The organism is Mesorhizobium sp. WSM2240 (genome assembly GCF_040438645.1).
Classification (GTDB): Bacteria; Pseudomonadota; Alphaproteobacteria; order Rhizobiales; family Rhizobiaceae; genus Allomesorhizobium.
The window spans coordinates 2,300,755-2,321,056 of sequence record NZ_CP159253.1 but is presented as its reverse complement, the minus strand read 5'-3'; the positions used below and the strand labels follow the sequence as shown (position 1 = coordinate 2,321,056).

The 20,302-nt window shown below is 63.0% G+C and carries 22 protein-coding genes and 1 tRNA gene; 11 read left to right on the top strand and 12 right to left on the bottom strand.

Translation table 11 applies throughout. The features are described 5' to 3' along the window. Nucleotides 1-25: 25 nt before the first annotated feature. The 3 genes from gor to rpiA all read right to left on the bottom strand — a co-directional run bounded on the left by gor (nucleotide 26) and on the right by rpiA (nucleotide 2,823). Entirely contained in the window at nucleotides 26-1,417 is a 1,392-nt protein-coding gene (gene gor, locus ABVK50_RS11180; protein WP_353641497.1) for a glutathione-disulfide reductase, read from the bottom strand. Between the two features lie 101 nt (nucleotides 1,418-1,518). Beyond that, complete coding sequence (locus ABVK50_RS11175) at nucleotides 1,519-2,106, bottom strand: DUF2059 domain-containing protein (RefSeq protein WP_353641498.1); 588 nt, start codon at nucleotides 2,104-2,106, stop codon at nucleotides 1,519-1,521. 18 nt (nucleotides 2,107-2,124) lie between these two features. Next, nucleotides 2,125-2,823, bottom strand: coding sequence for a ribose-5-phosphate isomerase RpiA (gene rpiA / locus ABVK50_RS11170; RefSeq protein WP_353645960.1), 699 nt, complete (start codon nucleotides 2,821-2,823; stop codon nucleotides 2,125-2,127). Nucleotides 2,824-2,983: 160 nt separating this feature from the next. Between rpiA and gph the strand changes: the two genes are divergently transcribed. Together gph and ABVK50_RS11160 are read left to right on the top strand one after the other, a co-directional pair. After that, entirely contained in the window at nucleotides 2,984-3,667 is a 684-nt protein-coding gene (gene gph, locus ABVK50_RS11165) for a phosphoglycolate phosphatase (RefSeq protein WP_353641499.1), read from the top strand. A gap of 117 nt (nucleotides 3,668-3,784) precedes the next feature. Then, nucleotides 3,785-3,859: transfer RNA gene (locus tag ABVK50_RS11160), tRNA-Val, on the top strand. Between the two features lie 121 nt (nucleotides 3,860-3,980). On the opposite strand, the gene ABVK50_RS11155 is transcribed toward ABVK50_RS11160, so the two are convergent. The 4 genes from ABVK50_RS11155 to ABVK50_RS11140 form a co-directional block, all read right to left on the bottom strand. Further along, on the bottom strand, nucleotides 3,981-4,496 hold the full coding sequence (locus ABVK50_RS11155; RefSeq protein ID WP_353641500.1) for a hypothetical protein: 516 nt from the start codon (nucleotides 4,494-4,496) through the stop codon (nucleotides 3,981-3,983). 181 nt (nucleotides 4,497-4,677) lie between these two features. Further along, on the bottom strand, nucleotides 4,678-6,543 hold the full coding sequence (locus ABVK50_RS11150; RefSeq protein WP_353641501.1) for a murein L,D-transpeptidase: 1,866 nt from the start codon (nucleotides 6,541-6,543) through the stop codon (nucleotides 4,678-4,680). Nucleotides 6,544-6,780: 237 nt separating this feature from the next. Continuing rightward, nucleotides 6,781-7,053, bottom strand: a complete 273-nt coding sequence (locus ABVK50_RS11145) for a hypothetical protein (RefSeq protein WP_353641502.1) — start codon at nucleotides 7,051-7,053, stop codon at nucleotides 6,781-6,783. A 109-nt stretch (nucleotides 7,054-7,162) separates the two neighbouring features. Further along, nucleotides 7,163-8,068: an alpha/beta fold hydrolase gene (locus ABVK50_RS11140; protein ID WP_353641503.1), complete on the bottom strand. Its 906-nt coding sequence runs from the start codon at nucleotides 8,066-8,068 to the stop codon at nucleotides 7,163-7,165. 47 nt (nucleotides 8,069-8,115) lie between these two features. Between ABVK50_RS11140 and ABVK50_RS11135 the strand changes: the two genes are divergently transcribed. After that, the gene (locus tag ABVK50_RS11135; protein ID WP_353641504.1) at nucleotides 8,116-8,568 is read left to right on the top strand and encodes a MarR family transcriptional regulator; all 453 of its coding nucleotides are present in this window, start codon (nucleotides 8,116-8,118) and stop codon (nucleotides 8,566-8,568) included. A gap of 12 nt (nucleotides 8,569-8,580) precedes the next feature. On the opposite strand, the gene ABVK50_RS11130 is transcribed toward ABVK50_RS11135, so the two are convergent. Both ABVK50_RS11130 and ABVK50_RS11125 read right to left on the bottom strand, forming a co-directional pair. Continuing rightward, complete coding sequence (locus ABVK50_RS11130) at nucleotides 8,581-9,192, bottom strand: pyridoxamine 5'-phosphate oxidase family protein (RefSeq protein ID WP_353641505.1); 612 nt, start codon at nucleotides 9,190-9,192, stop codon at nucleotides 8,581-8,583. Between the two features lie 51 nt (nucleotides 9,193-9,243). Then, entirely contained in the window at nucleotides 9,244-9,594 is a 351-nt protein-coding gene (locus ABVK50_RS11125) for a DUF971 domain-containing protein (RefSeq protein WP_353641506.1), read from the bottom strand. Between the two features lie 185 nt (nucleotides 9,595-9,779). Between ABVK50_RS11125 and moaA the strand changes: the two genes are divergently transcribed. From moaA to ABVK50_RS11085, 8 genes are all read left to right on the top strand, one after another. Continuing rightward, nucleotides 9,780-10,775, top strand: a complete 996-nt coding sequence (gene moaA / locus ABVK50_RS11120) for a GTP 3',8-cyclase MoaA (protein WP_353641507.1) — start codon at nucleotides 9,780-9,782, stop codon at nucleotides 10,773-10,775. 137 nt (nucleotides 10,776-10,912) lie between these two features. After that, nucleotides 10,913-11,833, top strand: coding sequence for a DMT family transporter (locus ABVK50_RS11115; RefSeq protein ID WP_353641508.1), 921 nt, complete (start codon nucleotides 10,913-10,915; stop codon nucleotides 11,831-11,833). A 2-nt stretch (nucleotides 11,834-11,835) separates the two neighbouring features. After that, entirely contained in the window at nucleotides 11,836-13,041 is a 1,206-nt protein-coding gene (locus ABVK50_RS11110; RefSeq protein ID WP_353641509.1) for a multidrug effflux MFS transporter, read from the top strand. Between the two features lie 68 nt (nucleotides 13,042-13,109). Continuing rightward, a complete protein-coding gene (gene mobB / locus ABVK50_RS11105; RefSeq protein WP_353641510.1) occupies nucleotides 13,110-13,622 on the top strand; it encodes a molybdopterin-guanine dinucleotide biosynthesis protein B in 513 nt (170 codons plus the stop codon). Nucleotides 13,623-14,161: 539 nt separating this feature from the next. Beyond that, nucleotides 14,162-14,857, top strand: a complete 696-nt coding sequence (locus ABVK50_RS11100) for an ABC transporter substrate-binding protein (protein ID WP_353645961.1) — start codon at nucleotides 14,162-14,164, stop codon at nucleotides 14,855-14,857. Between the two features lie 74 nt (nucleotides 14,858-14,931). After that, complete coding sequence (locus tag ABVK50_RS11095; protein ID WP_353641511.1) at nucleotides 14,932-15,645, top strand: ABC transporter permease; 714 nt, start codon at nucleotides 14,932-14,934, stop codon at nucleotides 15,643-15,645. 2 nt (nucleotides 15,646-15,647) lie between these two features. After that, nucleotides 15,648-16,469, top strand: coding sequence for an ABC transporter permease (locus tag ABVK50_RS11090; RefSeq protein ID WP_353641512.1), 822 nt, complete (start codon nucleotides 15,648-15,650; stop codon nucleotides 16,467-16,469). A 58-nt stretch (nucleotides 16,470-16,527) separates the two neighbouring features. Beyond that, the gene (locus ABVK50_RS11085; protein WP_353641513.1) at nucleotides 16,528-17,397 is read left to right on the top strand and encodes an NAD(P)-dependent oxidoreductase; all 870 of its coding nucleotides are present in this window, start codon (nucleotides 16,528-16,530) and stop codon (nucleotides 17,395-17,397) included. A gap of 19 nt (nucleotides 17,398-17,416) precedes the next feature. Here ABVK50_RS11085 and lpxB read toward each other — a convergent pair whose 3' ends face one another. From lpxB to lpxA, 3 genes are read right to left on the bottom strand one after another with little or no spacing between them, the layout of a single operon-like run. Continuing rightward, the gene (gene lpxB / locus ABVK50_RS11080; protein ID WP_353641514.1) at nucleotides 17,417-18,586 is read right to left on the bottom strand and encodes a lipid-A-disaccharide synthase; all 1,170 of its coding nucleotides are present in this window, start codon (nucleotides 18,584-18,586) and stop codon (nucleotides 17,417-17,419) included. Further along, complete coding sequence (gene lpxI / locus ABVK50_RS11075; RefSeq protein ID WP_353641515.1) at nucleotides 18,583-19,473, bottom strand: UDP-2,3-diacylglucosamine diphosphatase LpxI; 891 nt, start codon at nucleotides 19,471-19,473, stop codon at nucleotides 18,583-18,585. Before lpxI ends, lpxB begins: the two co-directional genes overlap by 4 nt. After that, entirely contained in the window at nucleotides 19,460-20,293 is an 834-nt protein-coding gene (lpxA, locus tag ABVK50_RS11070; RefSeq protein WP_353641516.1) for an acyl-ACP--UDP-N-acetylglucosamine O-acyltransferase, read from the bottom strand. Before lpxA ends, lpxI begins: the two co-directional genes overlap by 14 nt. Nucleotides 20,294-20,302 lie beyond the last annotated feature (9 nt).

Sequence of the window (20,302 nt, the reverse complement as noted above, 5' to 3'; positions counted from 1 at the left end):
GCGGCATTTACTCCTGCTGGCAGCCTTATCCTACCCGCTCGCCGTTCTTCACGAGATAGGACGGCTTGTACATCGTCACAAGCTCCTCGGCCGCAGTCGGATGCACCGCCATTGTGCGGTCGAAATCGTCTTTGGCGAGGCCAGCCTTGAGAGAAATGCCGAGAAGCTGCGCCATTTCGCCGGCGTCCGGCCCGAGGATGTGGGCGCCCAGAACCAGCCGCGTCTGGGCATCGACGATCAGCTTCATCAGCATCTTCTCGTCGCGGCCTGACAGCGTGTGCCGCATCGGCCGGAAAGTCGCGCGATAGACTTCGATGTCGTGGAAGCGCCGCGCCGCCTCGTCCTCCGAGAGGCCGACAGTGCCGATCTCGGGCTGCGAGAACACTGCGGTAGCGACGCAGTCATGGTCGGGCGCGACCGGATTGTTTTTGAAGGCGGTTTCGACAAAGCACATCGCCTCATGGATGGCCACCGGGGTCAGCTGGAAGCGGTTGGTGACGTCACCGATTGCCCAGATGTTATCGATATTTGTGCGCGAATAGTCGTCGACCATGATCTCGCCGATCTTGCCCCTCTCGACGCCGGCGGCTTGGAGGCCGAGATCCTCGGTGTTTGGAATGCGGCCGATCGCCAGCATCACCTGATCGGCGACGAGCACCTCGCCTCCCTGCAGATAGGCGTCGAGGCGTCCGTCGGCGCGCCTCTCGATCGCGCTGAAGATCTCATGGCAGATGATACGGATACCTTTCTTCTCCATAGTCTCGTGCAGCATGCGCCGAAGATCCATGTCGAAACGGCTGAGTATCTCCTTGCCGCGGTAGATCAGCGTGGTGTGGACGCCGAGACCGTGGAAGATGTTGGCGAATTCGACCGCGATATAGCCGCCGCCGGCGATCACGATCGCCTTGGGCAGTTCGGGCAGGTCGAAGGCCTCGTTGGAGAAGATGCAGTGCTCGTGGCCGGGGAGCGCCAGATGCGGGTTCGGCCTGCCGCCTGTAGCGATCAAGATCTGGTCGGCGGTAACCGTCCGGTTCTCGCTTTCGAGCAGGATGGTATGCCTGTCGACCAGCACCGCGCGGGTCTGGAACGCGTCCCCGCGGGCGTTTTCGACACCCTGCCGATAGAGCCCTTCAAGGCGCGCGATTTCGCGGTCCTTGTTGGCGACGAGCGTGCGCCAATCAAACCGCGCCGGCTCGACGGTCCAGCCATAGCCGGCGGAGTCCTCGAAGTGCTCGGGAAATTGCGAGGCGTAGACGAACAGCTTTTTCGGCACACAGCCGCGAATGACGCAGGTTCCGCCAAAGCGATACTCCTCGGCTATGCCGACGCGCTTGCCGAGCGCCGCCGAAACCCGCGCGGCGCGCACACCGCCCGAGCCGCCGCCGATGACGAAAAGGTCGTAGTCGTATCGAGCCATCTGGTCGCCCCCTTCGCCCCACTGTTACGAGGCAGCCCGGCAAAAGAAAAGCCCGACGATCGGTCGGGCTTTTCAACAAGTTTTGTTCGAGCGGAAGCGGCTCAGTTCGCCGCGGCGGGCGCTTCGCCTTCGGCCGCGGGGGCCGGAGCGGCGCCCTCGGTAACGGCCGGCGCGGCCTGGGCGCGGCCGCCGGTCTTTTCCATGAGCGACTTGCCGACAACCTCCGCGAGATCGCGGACGATGCCGCGCTGCCAGATATCGGCGGCCTTGGTCACCTCACGGGTGACAATCGGACCATCGGCCAGGAGCTTCTTGCCAGCCGGCGAATTGTAAAAGGTGGCGATGGCGTTCAAATCCTCGACAGGGAACACCCGCGCATAGGCGAGACCCGCTTCCTTTTCGAGGTCGGCGCGGCGGCCGGCCATTTCGATCGCCTTCTCGTCGACGGTCGCCGTGATGATTTCCTGCAGGTCCGGATTCTTCTCGATCAGCGTCGACTTCAGCGCAGCGGCGGCAGCGGGAAGGATACCGTCGAACATGTCGGTGGCGTTGATCGCATCCACCGCCTCGCGCGCAGCCTGAAGGTGGGCGTCGGAAATCTCCTGCGCGAAGGCCGGAGAGGCGGTTGCGACAATGACCGAAGCCGCCAGTGCGGTGGACAGGCGACGAACGCGGTGGACCAGCGTCATGATAGGTAGAACTCCTGTTTAACTTGCCGCATGAACCGTCCGGACGCCGTTGGCGCCGGCGATGATGGCGGCATCGGCGAGGCCCAGAAACAGGCCATGCTCGACGACACCCGGAACGGCATGAAGACCATTTGATAGCGCTCTTGGATCGTGAATGCGGCCAAAAGATGCGTCGATAATAAAATGACCGCCGTCTGTAACAAACGGCTCGGCGTTCGTCATCCTCAATGTCAGCGGGCCTGAAAGCCCGGCCGCATCGGCCGCACGAGCGATTGCCAGCTTTGTGGCGCCGAGACCGAATCTGTTCACCTCGATCGGCAGCGGAAACCGGCCAAGCGTTTCGACGAGTTTCGACTCGTCGGCAATGACGATCATGCGAGCCGAAGCAGCGGCGACAATCTTTTCGCGCAGAAGCGCGCCGCCGCCGCCCTTGATCAGAGCAAGCTGGCCATCGACCTCGTCGGCGCCGTCTATGGTAAGATCGAGTTCGGGCGTTTCCTCAAGCGTCGACAGAGGCACGCCGAGTTCGCGGCAGAGCGCTGCCGTGCGCTCCGACGTCGGCACGCCGACGATTTTCATGCCGGCGGCAACTTTTTCGACGAGCAGGCGCACGAATTCCTCGGCGGTCGAGCCGGTGCCGATACCGAGCCGCATTCCGTCCTTTACGTGGCCGAGGGCCGCGCGCGCCGCCTCGATTTTCAACGCCCTCGCATCCATGCCTGTTTCGCGCCTCAATTTTGCGTCGGGCGCTCCTAGCATCTTTGGGGAATAGGGCAAAGGTCTTGTGCACGGAGGCGGGAACAGGTTGCGCCGGCGCGGCTCGCAAGCTATCGCCTTCATCATCGCCCCGCCAACCCGTCGGTCGCCGAGACTTCTGATGCGCAAGCCCATCATCGTATTCGACCTCGACGGAACGCTGATCGATACGGCGCCCGATCTGCTGGACAGCCTCAACCACTGCCTCGGCGCCGGTGGCGTCGCCCACACGGACACAGCGGGCTTCCATCAATATGTCGGCCATGGCGGCCGTGTCATGATCGAACGTGCCTACGCCGCACAGCAGAAGGCGCTCGCGATCGAAGAGCATGACCGACTGCTCGCGCTGTTTCTCGACCATTACGGCGCCAACATCCCCGGCAAGTCACGCCCCTACCCCGGCGTTCCGGCAGCACTCGCCCGTTTCGAGAGCGCAGGGTTCAATCTGGCGATCTGCACCAACAAGACCGAGGCCTTTTCGCGCAAGCTGATCGGCGCGCTCGGCATGACGCATCATTTCGGAGCTATATGCGGAGCCGACACCTTCGCGTTCCGCAAGCCGGATCCGCGGCACCTTCTGGAGACCGTCGCCAGGGCCGGCGGCGATCCCGATCGCGCAGTGATGGTTGGCGATTCGCGAACCGACATCGATGCCGCCAAGGCCGCCGGCATTCCGGTGGTGGCCGTCGATTTCGGCTATACGGACAGGCATGTGCGGGAATTCGAGCCGTCCGTGATCATCTCGCATTTCGACGAACTAACGCTCGACCTTGCAGGGCGGCTGATCGAGACGGCCAACGCGTGACTGCTTCGCCACTCCGGGGGAGCGGCAACGCGGACATGACGGATTTGTCGCTGCGGCGATTGACTTCCGGGTTTCCCCTCCCTTATATCGCCGCCTGTTCCGGGGTCTGACCCCGGCGGGCGATTAGCTCAGCGGGAGAGCACACCCTTCACACGGGTGGGGTCGCAGGTTCAATCCCTGCATCGCCCACCATTTTCCCTAATAAAACCAATGCCTGCTTGTCACTCGACAGCGCGCTGAGCGTCTGATCTTGCAATTGCCGGCGATTATATCTTTGACAAACCCGGACGCTCATAGGTGGCTATCACCAGCTTCAGCAATTTGTTCGGCGGGCAAAATGTTCATACGGGGTTTGCCAAGGGTCGCTCTCGGCAGATCTTTCCTCGCCAATCCAATGGAAGCTGTTGGCCGTGATCTCTGTGAAACGCCATCGAGCTTGCAGACCGCGCGAGTCATCGCCGATCTGGACAATGTCCTTACCTTCGGCTCGCCCGATCTGGCGCGAGTACTCCTGGTTGAGCGGGTCGCTCCAGATGATGTGCCAGGCACCGATCCCAGGATCGAAGATGCGCAAGGTCGTGCCATACATAGTGGATGGCGCCGGGCGCTTGGGCCTGATCCAGACGTCCTGGATCGCGCGGCCTTCGAGCACCCAGCCGAAATGGATCTCTCCATCCGATTTCTGGATTGTGCCGTCCTCGAGGTGGCGGACCGTGTCCATTTCCCAGCTTCCGATTAGCCATCCGTACAGGTCCATGTCTTTCGCTTGGTCGGCAGCGGAACCTTCGGATCCGAGAGCAGTGAGAAATGGAGAAATCGTCATCGTCATGGTCTCCTATAGATAAGCGAGCCGCCGCAAGGCGCTGGAACATCGCCCCTGCAACTTGCAGCGTTGCGGTTTCCAGTGCTTGGGCAAAATTGCTATAAAGTCGCCATGGATGGAGATCGTAGCGAACGCGAGGCGACGCCGGAACCGCCGGCGTCTTCCTATGCTGAGAGAATCGCTTTCGTCAGATGCTCGACGCGCGCAGCTCGTCGGTCTTTTCCAGCGCCGTTTTCAGCCGGGCGTCGCGGTCGTAGACGTCGCCGAAATACTCGACCTTGCCGTTGATGTCCGGCCAGGCGGTGAAATAGGCGACGTAGACCGGGATCTTGCGGGTCACCTTCTCCGAGGAATGCCCCTGTTTCAGCTTCGCCTCGATATGCTGGACGGTCGTGCCGAGTACGGCGGCGGCCATGCCGCGCGGATCCTTCAGGCGCACGCAGCCATGGCTGAAGGCGCGTGAATCGCGATCGAACAGCGCCTTCTGCGGCGTGTCGTGCATATAGATGGCGTGCTTGTTGGGGAACAATATCTTCAGTTCGCCGAGTGCGTTCGCCTCGCTCGGCGTCTGGCGGACATTATAGGGTACCTTCGCGCCATATTGACCCCAGTTGATCGCCGAGGACGGAATGCGCCTGCCCCTCGCATCGGTGACCTCGTAGCCGGAGCGGTCGAGATAACCCGGATCGCGGCGCAGCCTGGGCAGCATCTCGTTGACGATGATCGACTGCGGCACGCCCCAATAGGGATTATAGTCGACCTGCTCGATCTCATCGTAGAAGAAGCTGGTCTGATTCGAGGGCTTCCCGATCACCACACGCATGTTCAGCTTTTCCTGGCCGCCTTCGATGTAGCTCGCCGTATAGGCCGGCTGGTTGATAAACACGCGCGGACTGCCGAGATCGGACGGAAGCCAGCGCAACTGTTCCAGCGCGAAGGTCACCTTGTCGAGACGGTCGGCCTTGGAGGTGCCGGCAAGCGTGGCCACAGTGCGCGGGCCGATGACGCCGTCAGGCTTCAGGCCGTGCTTCTCCTGAACGGCCTTGATCACCGGCACGAGTTCTTCGGAGTAGAGTTCGCTCTTTCCGAGCCGCCACAGCGTTTCGCCATGCTCGCCGCCGAATTCGTCGTCGATGTTGCGGGCGATCAGTTGCAGCAGCTTGGGCAGTTCCGGGCTGATCTCGCCGGGCTTCAAAAGAAGCTTGGCGTCGACCACGATCTCGTTTTCCGAACTTGCCCGCAACGCCTCCAGTTCGACCCGCAGCGCCTGGTATTCGGGGTTTTGGGGATGGCGCGATTCGAGGAAGGTCCGTACCTCGGCCGTATGCGAAAGCGTCTTCAGAACGCCGGCGAGGTCGATCGGCTTGGCGGGAAAATCATGATAGCCGGACAGCCGGTTCGGATCGATGCGGCCGCCTTGGGCATCGCGGACATAACGCAGCACGCGCGCCGACAGCGCCATTTCGAAACGCACCAGTTCGCGCTGGCGGGCGGCGGCATTGTCGAGCGAATGGGCGGCGCCCGGGATGGTGACTGCATAGTCGGCAGGCGAGAGTCCGTGACTGTCGGCTTCGCTCAGGACCCGCACCGCCTCTCTCGCACGGCCATTGGCGGACGAGCCTGTCACCCAGATGAACTCCGGATTGGCAGAATAGTGGTCGGCCAGGGCCTTGGCGATATCCTTTTCAGCGTGAAGGTCGAAATCGGCGAGGCCCGTAGCGGCTGCCTCGCGAAATGCCGATCCCGTCAGCGACGGCTCGAAAGACACCGTCTGGCCGGCTGCCCTCAGCGCCGCGAAGTCGACTCGCACCAGCGGATCGGCCTTATAGGTGTAGTAGGAAGGGCCACTGATTTTCGGAGCCGGGGCGGCTTTTCTGGTTTCCCTATGCACCCGGGGGGGAGGCGGAAAATCGGCGCGGCGGCTTTTCTTGATGCCGCCGCCGAACAAAGCCTCGAACAGGCTTTGCGCATGGCTTTGCGGCGTACCGAGCGCCAGTGTCGCCGCAAGCACCGCCAGCGGAAGTGAACCGATCGTCTTTGCCACGAAACCCATCAGAATATCTGTTCCGATCGGGTACCCCGACCGGCTCCTATTGTTCGCCGCGAAAATGGTTTGGTCCGCCGAATGGCGGCTTAGCCTCGCGACTATACCGATTCATACCGATTTCGTTAAGAGTCTATAAATTTTCGACCACCTCCTGTTGTCTCACCGCGCAGGTAACTTCGCGCATGAAGCGCATGCTCGATCTGGTCACGGCATCCGAGCCCCGCTGTCCTTGCGCCAGTTCATTTAGTCGTTGCGTTCCGACTGCGGCCCACGGCGCTCCTCGCTCTCTCGCTCCATCTCGCTCTGCCAGCCAGCCTGCTGACGCCGAGACATGTCCTCGGACTGGTTCTGGCCACGGCCGGGCTGGCTTTGCTGACGGCCCCTTTCTGCTCGGCTTTCATCGTTTTCGCGCGGGGCGCCGCTCTGCTGGCGGGCGCGCTCGCGCTCAGCCTGTTCCTGCTGGAGTCCGCGATTCTGGTCCCTGTCCTGATCGGTCTCTCGATACCGCTTGTTCATCGTTCAACTCCTCGGTTCCAGTTGCCGGCATGTAGGATCGAAACGTCGAACCGCGGGATTTTGTTCACGAGAATCGAAGATCGGTGGCGCCGCAAAGGAGCAGCAGCGCTCAATGCACCAAGGCGTGCTCGCGCCGTTCGGTCACGAAGCCCATCGACAGTTCCACCACCGCCGGGTCCGACAGAATGCGGCGATGGCCGAGCCCGTCGGCCCAGTAAAGCCGTACGTGATCGCCAGCGGACGCTAGCACCCTGGCGTTGTCGGCAGGCACTTCGCGGTCGTCGGTCGCATGGATGACCAGCGCCGGGATCGGCACGTCGGCAAGTTGCCGCGAGCCAGTGAATTCGGTGAGAACCCGGCCGGAAAGCCGGTGGACCTGACCGGCCATGGCCGAATACGTCCGCCGGCCGAGATTGACGAAGCGGCCAAATCCCTCGAACAGGTCCGACATCGAATTGGGCGAGGCGATCAGCACAAGGCGTTCAGTTGCCAATGGCGCGATGCTGGGGACGGAGCCGACGGCCGCATTGACGGCGACCGCGCCGCCGAATGAATGGCCGACGACCGCCGCGAACGGCCCGAACCACTCGCCGGCCGTGTGAGCAGCATCGACGGCGGTCACCATATTCAGCCGCCGGCCGGATGAGTGGCCGTGGCCCGGAAGGTCGAGCGACATGACACGAAACCCGGCGCTACGAAAACCTTCGATCAACGAGCGCATATACTCAGTGCGCGAGCGCCAGCCATGAATGACGAGCACCGTGCCGATCGCCTTCCGAGCCGGCCGGAACTCATGCACCATGACGCAGCCGGAGCGGGTTCGCAGACGGTGATGGCGCGCCTCCTGCATGAATGCTTCGGCCTGCACGATCGCGCGGCGCTCGCCTGCGGTCAGCGAACGCCGGCCCGGAGTTCGGCAAAACAGATTGAACGCAACACGCCCGGCCAAAGCCGGGGCGACATGTTCCGCCGCGCCGAACAAACCGCGGATGACCTTCAATCCAAATGATGCCATAGTTGCGATCCATCCATTAGTTCAATCATGAACATACTAGTTCAACTATGAACAATAAACAAGATCTGCCCTGGGACAATCCGCGTTTCCGCAACTGGATCGCCCTGGTGCGCGCCGAAAAGGCGGTGGTGAACGCGCTGACGAAAGCGCTGCAGCCGCTCGACCTGAAACTGGCGCAGCTCGATATGCTGATGAACCTCTACCGCCATCCCGGCATGTCGCAGCACGATCTCGCCCGCAAGCTCCTGGTTGGCCGCTCCAACATCACCATGCTCCTGCCTCAGCTCGAACACCGCGGCGTGGTTCGCCGCGAAAGCGACGCCAAGGACAAGCGCATCATGCGCCTCTCGCTGACCGCGGAGGGTGAGGCGCTGCTGATGCGGGCGCTGAAAATCTACTCGGCGCTCATCGAGCGAGTGATGGCGCAGTCGAGCCCAAGGGAATGCGACCTGATGGGCGACCAGATGCGGCGGATTGAGGATATGCTGAAGGAAGGCTGATCCGCCTTCAGTTTACCACATCGTGTGCTTCGCCCGCTCCGGCCATTCACGGTCGTAGGCTGTCCCATCGATTTTGTTTTTGCTCGCCGCCGCCAGTATATCTCCCGGCGTCGGCAGCGATTTCGAATCTACGTGCGTTTCGGGATTCCAGAGTTCCGAACGGTGAATGGCGCGAGCGCACTGGAAATAGACAGCTTCCACCGAGATTACGATGACCGAGCGCGCAGGTTTGCCCTCGACCGCGAAGGAGGCACAGAGCGCGGCGTCGGTCGTGATCTGCGCGCGGCCGTTGACCCGCAGGGTGGTGCCGGAACCGGGAACAAGAAACAGCAGCCCTACCCTGCCGTCGCGAACGATGTTCTTCAGCGAATCGGCCCGGTTGTTGCCGCGCCGGTCGGGCATCATCAGCGTTCTCGTGTCGTGTATGCGCACGAACCCCGGCAGGTCTCCGCGCGGCGAGCAGTCTTGCCCTTCCGGCCCGTTGGTCGCGAGCGCCACGAATGGCGAGGCTTCGATGAAAGCCGCATATTCCGGAATGATTTGGTCGAGTTCCTTGACCAGAGAGGTCTCGCCGGGCAGGCCGTACAGCGCCTCAAGCTCTTCGACCGTGGTGATAACCTGCATTTCAAACTCTCCAATCCCGCCTATCCTGCCGACGTGACGCTTTTGCGAAAGCTAGTCGCGGCTCAGCCCCTTTTCCGCAAGCTCGTCGAGATAGGCTTGCCAGCGTTCATCTCTTTCATGACCGAGCGTGTGGAGATAGTCCCAGGTGAAGATGCCGGTATCGTGCATGTCGTCGAAGGTGATGCGCACGGCGTAGTTCCCGACCGGCTCGATTTTGATGATCGCAACGTTTTTCTTGCCCGGCACCGTCACGCGCTGCTCGGGCGAATGGCCCTGCACTTCGGCCGACGGCGAAACGACGCGCAGGAATTCGGCCGAAAGATCGAACGGACGGTGATCGGGGAAGGTCACCGTCAGCATCTTCCGGTCCTTGGAAACCCGCAACTCCTTCGGCGCCGTCATCATCTTTGCCTCACACGCATTTTCGGCCACTCCTACGCCGCTTTGCCTGGCGCGCAAAGCGGCCATTGCCGCATCGGATTCGAGATTGTTACCGGAGTGCCGGAAGGAATATCTTGATCGCGGCGCCGGATCGTACGACATAGTCAGATATAACGATCGCCGCGACTGCACTGGAAGCGCCTGGCATGAACATGATCGATCCCTTCGGCCGCACGATCAGCTATCTGCGCGTGTCGGTTACCGACCGCTGCGACTTCCGCTGCACCTATTGCATGGCCGAGGACATGGCCTTCCTGCCGAAGAAGGATCTGCTCTCGCTCGAGGAACTCGACCGGCTGACGACGGTCTTCGTCGAGAAGGGTGTGAAGAAACTCCGGCTGACCGGCGGCGAGCCGCTGGTGCGCAAGAACATCATGCATCTGGTGCGCCAGATTTCGCGCCATCTCGATAGCGGTGCGCTCGAAGAGCTGACGCTGACCACCAACGGCTCGCAGCTTTCGCGCTTCGCCGCCGAACTCGCAGATTGCGGCGTGAAGCGCATCAACGTCTCGCTCGACACGCTCGACCCGCAGAAGTTCCACGCGATCACCCGCTGGGGCAATCTCGACCGCGTCATGGCCGGCATCGACGCCGCACAGGCCGCCGGGCTGAAGGTCAAGATCAACGCGGTGGCCCTGAAGGGCTTCAACGACGTCGAACTGCCCCAACTGATGCGCTGGGCGCATGGCCGCGGCATGGACCTGACGGTGATCGAAACGATGCCGATGGGCGAGATCGACGCGGACCGCACCGACCAGTATCTGCCGCTGTCGCTGGTTCGCGCCGGCCTGGAGCGGCAATTCACGCTTACCGACATTCCCTACAAGACAGGCGGCCCGGCGCGATATGTCGAGGTCGCCGAGACCGGCGGACGGCTGGGCTTCATCACGCCGATGACGCATAATTTCTGCGAAAGCTGCAACCGTGTGCGGCTGACCTGCACCGGCACGCTCTATATGTGCCTCGGCCAGGACGACGCCGCCGATCTGCGCGCGCCGCTGCGCGCCTCGGAAGGCAACGAACTCCTGTCCAACGCCATCGACGAGGCGATCGGCCGCAAGCCGAAGGGCCATGACTTCATCATCGACCGCAATACCCGGCGGCCGGCCGTCTCCCGCCATATGAGCGTCACCGGCGGCTGAGCGAAAACGCGCGAAGCTAAAATCCGTCCGCAACTTTGACGTGGGCCGCGCGAGCAGCGTGGCCCACCGCTTTGCGTTTGCTGTTTGGGTTCCGGGTGCTACATCGGATGCAGACAGCCCCGGAATCGGAAAAAACCTTGCCTCTTTCTCCCAATCTTCGCGGCGCCGTATTCATGTCGGTGTCGATGGCCGGCTTTACGATGAACGATACGCTGGTCAAACTCGCCTCGGTCGAGATGAACATGGGGCAGGTCATGCTGGTGCGAGGGCTGTTCGCGAGCGCGCTGATTGGCATACTGGCATGGCACCAGGGCGTGCTTAAGAAGCCAAGCTTCGCGCTTCATCCCATGGTCGCGGTGCGGGCGATGGGCGAACTCGGCGGCACTTTCTTCTTCCTGATCGCGCTGGCGCATCTGCCGATCGCCAATGTCTCGGCCGTGCTCCAGGCGCTGCCGCTGGCCGTCACCATGGGCGCGGCTATGGTGTTCGGCGAAGGCGTAGGCTGGCGCCGCTGGCTGGCGATCACGGCGGGCTTCGCCGGTGTCATGATCATCGTTCGGCCGGGTCTCGAAGGCTTCAACATCTATGCGCTGTCTGTGCTTTTGTGCGTCGCCTTCTGCGCAGTGCGCGACCTTGCGACCAGGCGTATTCCCCAGAGCGTACCGACGCTGCTGATCTCGACCGTCACCGCCTGTGTGGTGACCATATGCGGCGCGTTCCTGGTGGCGCCGCTCGGCGGCTGGGCGCCGATGCGCCCCGGCGCCGTCGGGCTGCTTGCCTTCGCCGCAGTGCTGCTCCTCTTCGGTTACCACTTCATCATCATGGCCATGCGCGGAGGCGACATCTCCTTCGTCGCACCGTTCCGCTACACCGCGCTGCTATGGGCGATCCTGCTAGGATTCCTTGTATTCGGCGACATTCCCGACGCGGCGATGATAGCGGGTGCAACCATCATCGTCGGCTCGGGCCTCTACACGCTCTATCGCGAACGGGTTGTGGGCAAGCAATTGCCCGCCGCCCAAAGCACCAGCCCGGCAATGGCGCCGGACGGCATGTAGCCATGACGACCGCGCCTTACGTGACGAGAACGCCGCCAGGCATCGCCACGCTGGTCATGGCGGCGTCGGTCGGCCCTCTGGCGATGAATGTGTTCCTGCCGTCGCTGCCCGGCATGGCGCGCTACTTTTCCGCCGACTACGCAGTCGTGCAGCTTGCCGTCTCGCTCTACCTCGCCGCAACCGCCCTGCTCCAGTTGCTGATCGGTCCCGCCTCGGATCGATTCGGGCGCAGGCCGGTCCTGCTCGCCTGCTTCGGGATATTCCTTGTCGCCACACTGGCCGCGATCTATGCGCCGACGATAGAAGCACTGCTTGTTTGCAGGATTTTCCAGGGCTTTTCAGCTGCAGGGATGGTTCTGGCGCGCGCCGTGGTGCGAGATACGGTCGAGACCGCCGAAGCCGCGAGCAAGATCGGCTACATCACCATGGGCATGAGCGTCGTGCCGATGGTCGGCCCGCTAATCGGCGGCCTGCTCGATGAACTCTACGGCTGGCAGTCGGGCTTCGTGCTGACGCTCGCCTTCGGGCTTGTTGCGTTCGCCGTCGTCCAGATCGACCTAGGCGAGACCAATCACGACCGCACGTCGAGCCTTGTACAGCAATTCCGGTCCTACCCCGAACTGCTCGGCTCGCGCCGGTTCTGGGGCTATACGTTGACGGCGACATTCGCCTCCGGCGCATTTTTCGCGTTTCTCGGCGGCGGCCCCTATGTGGCGACGGAGATGCTGAGGCTGTCGCCCTCGCAATACGGCATGTATTTTGGCATCATCTCGGTCGGATACATGCTCGGCAATTTCCTTTCCGGGCGCTACTCGCGGGCGATCGGACTGAACCGCATGATGCTGACTGGCAATGTCATTGCCTGTTCCGGGCTGGCGTTGGCGATGTTTTTGCTTTTGGCCGGCCATCTCCATGCGCTGGCGCTGTTCGGGCCGGTATTCTTCGTCGGCGCCGGCAATGGAATGACGCTCCCTAACGCCAATGCTGGCATTGTGAGCGTCAGACCGCACCTGGCCGGTTCGGCATCCGGGCTCGGCGGCGCGCTGACTATCGGCGGCGGTGCAGCGCTTTCGGTGCTTGCCGGGGCGTTGCTGACGCCCGAGAGCGGCCCGATGCCGCTGCTGCTGGTCATGTTCATCCCCCTGGCCGCGGCGGGCCTCACGACGCTTTATGTCATGCATGTTGCGCGCGTCGCGGGCGAGATTTGAGGCCGGCATGGACGCCGGCGACATACCGCTACGGCCAACCGGTCGAAACTTGTTGCGGAGATGATTGCGTGAAAAGCCGTGTGTTCGGCATTACCGGCTGGAAGAACTCCGGCAAAACCACCCTGACTGAGAAACTGGTAGGCGAGCTTACCCGGCGCGGCTGGACGATCTCGACCGTCAAGCACGCGCACCACGATTTCGATATCGACAAGGAAGGTGCCGACAGCTTTCGCCACCGGGCCGCCGGCGCAACGGAGGTAGCTGTCGTCTCGGGCAGGCGCTGGGCGCTGATGCACGAACTGCGGGGCGAGGCCGAACCCTCGCTCGACGCGATCCTCGCCCGGCTGGCGCCTTGCGACCTCGTGCTGGTCGAAGGCTATAAGCGCGAGCCGCACAGGAAGATCGAGATGCGACGACGCGACGCCAAGGACGCCACGCCACTCTCCTCCTCCGACCCCAACATCGTCGCGATCGCGGCGGACCATCCAGTCTCCGGCGAGGCAGTTCCCGTTTTCGGCCTCGACGACCTCGAAGCCATCGCTGACTTCGTCGAGGCGGTGACGGGATTATCCCGAAGCTAACCCTCTCGAATTTGCGCAAAAACTCCCCGCAAATGCCCGTCAGGGTTGGGAATTGTTTGCCGTAAGGCCCCGTTTGCGATTGCTTTTCTTCTGAAAACAGTGGGAATATCCCGCCATCGGCGCGACAGAGGTCGCGCCAGCGATGCTCCGGCGTCGGGCCGGAACGCAAGACCATGAGGGATTAAATGCGTACGATGAAACGCTTGACGCTCGCGGCCTCCGCAGCAGCAATTGCGCTGATGCTGGCCGCCTGCTCGCAGGAGGAAACCAAGACGGCCGAGACCGCGCCGGCGGCTCCTGCCGAAACGGCTGCGCCTGCCGAACCTGCACCCGCCCCCGCCGAAACCGCGACTGCTGAGCCTGCCCCGGCCGCTCCGGCTGAGACGGCGACAGCCCCGGCCGCTGAGCCGGCGCCAGCTGAAACCGCAGCGGCTCCTGCTCCGGCTGAACCGGCCGCCGAACCTGCACCTGCCGAAACCGCCGCGGCGCCCACAACGGCTGAGCCAACCGCGGCTGCTGCCTCCGGCGGAACGCTCAAGATTGGTACCGAAGGCGCCTACCCGCCCTTCAACAACCTGACCGCCGACGGCAAGCTGGAAGGCTTCGACATCGACATCGCCAATGCGCTCTGCGAGGAGATGAAGGTGAAGTGCGAATTCGTCACCCAGGATTGGGACGGCATCATCCCGGCGCTGCAGGCCGGCAAGTTCGACGCCATCATCGCCTCTATGTCGATCACCGACGAGCGCAAGCAGAAGGTCGACTTCACCAACAAATACTACAACACCCCGCCGGCGATCGCCGCGCCGAAGGATACAGACATCAAAGGCGTGACCAAGGAAGACCTCGCCGGCAAGACGCTCGGCGTCGCCACCTCCACCACCCACTTCAACTATTCGGAAAAGACCTACACCGACTCGACGATCAAGGGCTATCCGACAAGCCAGGAAGAGCAGCTCGACCTTGCCAACGGCCGCCTCGATGCCATTAATGACGATATCACGGTGCTGGAGGAATGGCTGAAGACGCCGGACGGCGCCTGCTGCAAGATCGTCGGTACGATCACACCGGTTCCGGAAATCCACGGCCCCGGTGCGGGCATCGCTGTGCGCAAGGGCGAGACCGACCTGGTCAACAAGTTCAATGCCGCGATCGACGCCATCCGCGCCAACGGCAAATACAAGGAAATCAACGACAAATACTTCAGCTTCGACGTCTACGGCGGCGAGTCCTGAGACAATCGCGATGGGCGGCGGCATAGCCGCCGCCCATCGTTTTAGTGTGTTGATCAAGGGAGCGGACTGACCTGATGCCCAGCTATTGGACGCTGCTCAGCTGGGGGTCGGAGGGCTGGCTTGACGACATCGCCTACGGTGCATTCATCACCGTTTCGCTTGCCGTCGCGACGCTCCCGCTCGGTCTGATTATCGGCTTCTTCGTGGCGCTTGCGAAACAGGCCTCGGAGCCTTCGCTCCGGCTTGTGGGCAATATCTACACAACCATCTTCCGTGGGCTTCCTGAACTCCTCACCCTTTTCCTCGTCTACTACGGCGTCCAGATCGGCCTGCAGAATATCGTGCGGCTGGTGCAGCCTGACGCTACCATCGAAGTCAACAGTTTCGTTTCAGGCATGGTTGCGCTCGGCGTGGTGTTTTCGTCCTACGCCAGCGAGGTGTTCCTCTCGGCCTTTCGCGCGATTCCGCGCGGTCAGTATGAGGGCGGCTATTCGATCGGCCTGACCAGCGGCCAAACCATGCGGCTGGTGGTGCTGCCGCAATTGGTGCGCATTGCCCTGCCCGGCCTCGCCAACCTTTGGCTGATCCTGCTCAAGGACACCGCGCTGGTCTCGGCGATCGGCCTCTCCGACATTCTCCGACAGACCGGCATTGCCGCGCGCGTCACCCGCGAAGCCTTCCTGTTTTTCAGCCTTGCTATCTTCATCTATCTCGTCCTGGCGATCATTTCGTCGTTCGGCATCCGAGCCGTCGAACGCGCGGTCAGCCAGCATGAGGACGGTCGATAATCATGGCTACCGAATCCGTGAGCATCGCGGCGCCTCCGCCACCGGCGCAAGGCTGGCCCCGGGAACGCATAGTCGGCTATACGCTGGTCGGCCTGTGGACTGTCGCAGGCATTGCGCTGGTTACCTACCTGGTCAGCGCCTGGAACACGGAGTTGGTCAAGAGATGGGCGCCGGCCTATTTCTCGGGCCTAGGCGTGACCCTGGCGCTTGTCGCCATCTCGATCGTGCTCGGCGCTATTCTGTCGGTGCCGATCGCCTTTGCACGGATGTCGAGGAACAAGGTTGTTGGAGCGCTCGCCTACGCTTATGTCTATTTCTTCCGCGGCACGCCGCTGCTCGCCCAGACATTTCTCATCTACTACGGGCTCGGCTCGCAGCGCCCTATGCTGGAATCCATAGGTCTGTGGTGGCTGTTCCGTGATGCCTGGTATTGCGCCATCCTTGCCTTCTCGCTCAACACCGCGGCCTATCAGGCCGAGATCCTGCGCGGCGCAATCGAAAGCGTGCCAAGAGGCCAGTGGGAAGGCGCGGCGTCGCTCGGCCTCCACAAGCTGCAGACACTGCGCAAGATCATCCTGCCGCAAGCGCTCATTGTGGCGCTGCGTCCCTACGGCAACGAAATCGTCCTGATGATCAAGGGCTCCGCTGTGGTCGCGCTCGTCACGGTCCCCGACCTGATGGGTCAGACGCGCCTGGCGTTCTCGCGGAGCTTCGACTATCAGGCCTATCTCTGGGCCGCCATTTTCTACCTCGTCCTCGTCGAGACTTTGCGTCACGGCGTCGAATGGGTAGAACGTCGCATTACGCGGCATCTCGTGCGCTAACAGCATAGCTGCCGCGACGCATCAAAAAACCGGAATATCGCACTGAAAGGACTGCACCATGGCATCTGTCGCGTTTCTCGGACTTGGCGTGATGGGCTACCCGATGGCGGGTCACCTGAGGAAAAAGGGCGGGCATAACGTGACCGTCTACAACCGCACCGCCGCTAAGGCCGAGAAGTGGGTGGCGGAATTCGGCGGCGCGGCGGCGCGTACGCCGCAAGAGGCTGCAGCGGGCAAGGATTTCGTGTTCTCCTGCGTCGGTAACGACGACGACCTTCGGCAGGTGACCATCGGCCCCGACGGCGCGTTCCAGGCGATGAAAAAGGGCGCTATCTTCATCGACAACACCACCGCATCGGCCCAAGCCGCTCGGGAACTCGCGGAAAAGGCGGCGGCCGGCGGCTTCGGCTTCCTCGACGCGCCCGTTTCGGGCGGCCAGGCCGGCGCGGAGAACGGCGTGCTTACCGTGATGGTCGGCGGCGAGCAGGAGACGTTCGACAGGGCGAAGCCGGTGATCGACTCCTACGCGAAGATGGTCGGTCTGATGGGACCGGCCGGCTCCGGCCAGCTTACAAAGATGATCAACCAGATCTGCATCGCCGGCCTTGTGCAGGGTCTGGCTGAGGGCATTCATTTCGGCAAGAAAGCCGGACTCGACATCGAAAAGGTTATCGAGGTGATCTCCAAGGGCGCCGCCGGTTCCTGGCAGATGGAAAACCGCCACAAGACGATGAACGCCGGCAAATACGATTTTGGCTTTGCGGTCGACTGGATGCGCAAGGATCTCGGCATTTGCCTCGCCGAAGCGGACCGCAAGGGCGCGAAGCTGCCGGTCACAGCGCTTGTGGACCAGTTCTACAAGGATGTGCAAGCGATGGGCGGCAGGCGATGGGATACGTCCTCGCTGCTGGCGCGGCTGGAAAAGTAGCCGCGATTCTACTGCTTGCCTAATGTTTGGCTATATGGTCGAGCACGATTTGCGCCGCGATCTCACCAGACGGCCGGTCAGTGCGCATGCGCCCCGCGACTTCGGCGAAGCCGTCCTTCTGCCACGTCCTGAACGCAGTGTCGGCCCACAGCGCTTCGATGTGGCGGGCAAGGTTTTCGGGCCTGACATACTGGTTGTAGAATTCCGGAACGATCGGCTGGTCAGCGATCAAATTGGGCAGGAGCGCGGACCAGACGGAGACCAGCCCCTGGATGAGCCGCGCGACCGGGTCGAGTCTATAGCTCGATACCGAGGGGACGCCGGCCAGCGCTAGTTCCAGCGAGACGGTTCCAGACGCTATCAGCGCTGCGTCGGCTTCGCCGAATGCCTGCCATTTGCGCGCCTGGTCGAGAATGATCTCGGGCTTCACGGCCCAACCGGAGACCGCGGCTTTGACGGTATCGGCGACATGTGGCACCGTTGGCAGGAGTAGGCGTAGGCGATGGCCACGCGATCGCAGCACCGAAACCGTTTCGCCAAACACCTCTATAAGGCTTCTGACTTCGCCCCTGCGCGAGCCGGGCAGCAGGAGCAGCGTCTTTTCGCGGGCCTCGGACAGGTCGCGCGGAGCAGCCTGCATAGAACTAGCCAGCGTCACTCCCTCGTCCTGGGTCAGGCGGTGGCCCACATAGGTTCCGGGCGGGCCGCCGAGACGCTGCAGTTCGGCCGCCTCGAAAGGCAGAAGGCAGAGCACGTGATCGACATGCGGCCGCATTGCCGGCGCCCTGCCCGGCCGCCAGGCCCAGACGCTTGGGCAGACATAATGCACGATCGGAATCGAGGAATCCCGCGCCCGCACTTTTTTGGCGACGCGTAGCGTGAAATCGGGACTGTCGATGGTGATCAGGCAATCCGGCTTCTCGGCTACAACGGCCCGCGCGGTCTCACCGATGCGGCGGATCAGCCGCGGGAGATCGCGCAGGATGGCGCTGATGCCCATCAGCGCGATCTCGCTCGCGTCGAACAACGGCGAAAGCCCCAGTTCCTGAAGATGGCGGCCGCCGGTCCCGACAAGCCGGATCTCGCGACCGGTGAGACGTTGCAGGGCGCGCACGATGTCGGCGCCCAAGAGGTCGCCGGATTCCTCACCGGCGATAATGGCGATCTTGAGCGGGCGGGTGTCGCTCATGGCTTGCCGCCTGCCGGCAGGCCAACCACGAACAGGCCGAGTGCGTCGGCGCGCTTGACCGTCTCACCGAAATCCAGCACCAGCGAATGACCTGCCTCGACGCCTATGCCGGCAAGGCCTGCAGCATGGGCGGCATCAACGGTTGCCGGGCCGATGCCCGGAAGGTCGGCGCGCAATTCCTGGCCGGGCTTGGCGCATTTGACGAGAACGCCGCGTTTCCTGCCGCCGATGCGGCCGTGATGGCGCAGTTCCTTCACCCGCTCGAGCAGCCCGTCGGTTCCCTCCACGCCCTCCAGCGCCACCACCCGGCCGCCGATCGCCACCGCCGCCTGGCCGATGTCGAGTGCACCGATGGCGCGAGCGGCGGCGAGTGCAGCGTCAAGGTCGGCCGCGTCGCCTTTCATCGGCCTGGCGCGGGTCATCAGCCCTTCCGGCGCAAGCAGGTCCGGAACGACTTCGTGTGCGCCGATCACCTTGAAGCCTTCGGCTTCGATCTGACCGATGATGACCCTGAGCAAGCCGTCGTCGCCGCGCGCCAGCGCCATCAGGATTCTTGGCAGGATACGCAGCAAGGCAAGGGTCGGCCGGATTTGCCTCCAGTGCGGACGGCGGCTTACCCCACCCGCCAGCACGACGTGGGTGATCTTGCGATGTTTCAGGAGCGGCAGTAGAGCGCCGATCTCTTCCAGCGCCAGCCATTCATGTTCGAAGGAGGCCAAAGCGAGATCGTCGCCCGCCTCACCGGCGAGCATCACGACGAAGGGCGAATGGCCGGCCTCGGCCAGGCTCTTGGCGATGGTGACGGGCAGCCTGCCGCTCCCGGCGACCACAGCGACCCTGTCGCCGGCGGCAAGCTTGTTGCGTGGTTCCGCGTCAGCTCTCGTCATCGTCGGCGTCATCGGCGCCGGCTTTCAGCGGCGGCACGGCGTAATGGCGCTTGCCGCGCGCGCTGATGAAGTCGACGATCTTCATCGCAGCGGGGAAACCGGCGAATTCGGCGCGGGCGATCTCGATATTTTCGGCAACTGGGCGGGCCGGGTCGAAGATGGTGCGGTAGGCGCGCCGCAGCGCCTGAATTTCCGTTCGCGGCATACCGGAGCGCTTGAGGCCGACGACGTTCAATCCGCGCAGTTTGGCGCGATTACCCATGGCTATGGCGTAGGGGATCAGGTCGCCGACCAGCATGGAGCCGCCGGCCAGAAAGGCGTTGTGGCCGATGCGGACGAACTGGTGAACCGCGCTCAGACCGCCGATCGCGACATTGTCGCCGATCTCGCAATGGCCGCCTAGCGTCGCACCGTTGGTCAAGGTGACGTTGTCGCCGACGATGCAGTCATGCGCGACATGCGAATAGGCGAGGAAATTGCCGTTGTTTCCGACAATGGTCGCGCCGCGGGCATTGTCGGTTCCGGTGTGCATGGTGACGAATTCGCGAATGGTGCAATTGTCGCCGATGGTCAGCGTGGTGCGGCCGCCCTTGTGGCCGGTATTCTGCGGCGGACCGCCGAGCACAGCTTGCGGGTAGACGACGCAGTTTTCGCCGATCGTTGTTGCGCCGATGACCGTGACATGGCTGACGAGGCGCGTGCCCGCGCCGATCGTGGCATCCGCGCCAACGTGGCAAAGCGGCCCAATCGAGACGCCTGCGCCTATCTTGGCGACCGGCTCGACCACAGCCGAGGGATGGATGAAAGGGTCAGTCTGCATCAAGTCTTT

Coding starts and splice junctions, on each gene's coding strand:
- gor (WP_353641497.1), bottom strand. CDS start 1,417: ATGGCTCGATACGACTACGACCTTTTCGTCATCGGCGGCGGCTCGGGC.
- ABVK50_RS11175 (WP_353641498.1), bottom strand. CDS start 2,106: ATGACGCTGGTCCACCGCGTTCGTCGCCTGTCCACCGCACTGGCGGCT.
- rpiA (WP_353645960.1), bottom strand. CDS start 2,823: ATGGATGCGAGGGCGTTGAAAATCGAGGCGGCGCGCGCGGCCCTCGGC.
- gph (WP_353641499.1), top strand. CDS start 2,984: ATGCGCAAGCCCATCATCGTATTCGACCTCGACGGAACGCTGATCGAT.
- ABVK50_RS11155 (WP_353641500.1), bottom strand. CDS start 4,496: ATGACGATGACGATTTCTCCATTTCTCACTGCTCTCGGATCCGAAGGT.
- ABVK50_RS11150 (WP_353641501.1), bottom strand. CDS start 6,543: ATGGGTTTCGTGGCAAAGACGATCGGTTCACTTCCGCTGGCGGTGCTT.
- ABVK50_RS11145 (WP_353641502.1), bottom strand. CDS start 7,053: ATGAACAAGCGGTATCGAGAGACCGATCAGGACAGGGACCAGAATCGC.
- ABVK50_RS11140 (WP_353641503.1), bottom strand. CDS start 8,068: ATGGCATCATTTGGATTGAAGGTCATCCGCGGTTTGTTCGGCGCGGCG.
- ABVK50_RS11135 (WP_353641504.1), top strand. CDS start 8,116: ATGAACAATAAACAAGATCTGCCCTGGGACAATCCGCGTTTCCGCAAC.
- ABVK50_RS11130 (WP_353641505.1), bottom strand. CDS start 9,192: ATGCAGGTTATCACCACGGTCGAAGAGCTTGAGGCGCTGTACGGCCTG.
- ABVK50_RS11125 (WP_353641506.1), bottom strand. CDS start 9,594: ATGACGGCGCCGAAGGAGTTGCGGGTTTCCAAGGACCGGAAGATGCTG.
- moaA (WP_353641507.1), top strand. CDS start 9,780: ATGAACATGATCGATCCCTTCGGCCGCACGATCAGCTATCTGCGCGTG.
- ABVK50_RS11110 (WP_353641509.1), top strand. CDS start 11,836: ATGACGACCGCGCCTTACGTGACGAGAACGCCGCCAGGCATCGCCACG.
- ABVK50_RS11095 (WP_353641511.1), top strand. CDS start 14,932: ATGCCCAGCTATTGGACGCTGCTCAGCTGGGGGTCGGAGGGCTGGCTT.
- ABVK50_RS11090 (WP_353641512.1), top strand. CDS start 15,648: ATGGCTACCGAATCCGTGAGCATCGCGGCGCCTCCGCCACCGGCGCAA.
- ABVK50_RS11085 (WP_353641513.1), top strand. CDS start 16,528: ATGGCATCTGTCGCGTTTCTCGGACTTGGCGTGATGGGCTACCCGATG.
- lpxB (WP_353641514.1), bottom strand. CDS start 18,586: ATGAGCGACACCCGCCCGCTCAAGATCGCCATTATCGCCGGTGAGGAA.
- lpxI (WP_353641515.1), bottom strand. CDS start 19,473: ATGACGAGAGCTGACGCGGAACCACGCAACAAGCTTGCCGCCGGCGAC.
- lpxA (WP_353641516.1), bottom strand. CDS start 20,293: ATGCAGACTGACCCTTTCATCCATCCCTCGGCTGTGGTCGAGCCGGTC.